A 524-nucleotide genomic window follows, 5' to 3' on the forward strand; every position below is an offset into this window, starting at 1 on the left:
GAGCACACCTCGCAGGTGACGGAGGTGGGGATCTTCAGTTCGGCGGTCTTGCCGCGAAAGGCGTCTTCCAGGGAAATTTCGAGGTTGTAGCGCATGTCGGCGCCGCGTTCGCGTCCGCCGGTGCTTCGACCGCCGCCCCGCGCCCGTCCATCGCCGAAGAAATTCTCGAAGATGTCCGACATGAAGTCGGAAAAATCGTTGCCGAACCCGGGCCCGCCAGGCCCTCCATTAGCAAAGGCCGCGTGACCGAAGCGGTCATAGGCCGCGCGCTTCTGGGCGTCAGACAGGGTCTGATACGCCTCGTTGAGTTCCTTGAACTTGACCTCGGCCTCGTGGTCGCCCGGATTGCGGTCGGGGTGGTGCTGCATCGCCAGTTTGCGAAAGGCGGTTTTCAGCTCGACCTCGGTGACCGTCTTGGAGACGCCGAGAACTTCGTAATAGTCACGCTTAGACATCAGCGGGATAGCCCTTTAGGGGTGAGGGGCGAACGGCGAACAGTGAATGGAGGATGCACGACGCTTCAT

General features: G+C 61.5%; 1 protein-coding gene. It reads right to left on the reverse strand.

The window, feature by feature from the left end:
* Nucleotides 1–455 (reverse strand): DnaJ domain-containing protein (locus AC1DT3_RS23890; protein WP_477467620.1); only part of this gene is annotated, 455 nt, incomplete at its 3' end.
* Between the last annotated feature and the right edge of the window lie 69 nt (nucleotides 456–524).

It is taken from the genome of Microvirga sp. P4_G7, from assembly GCF_056401005.1.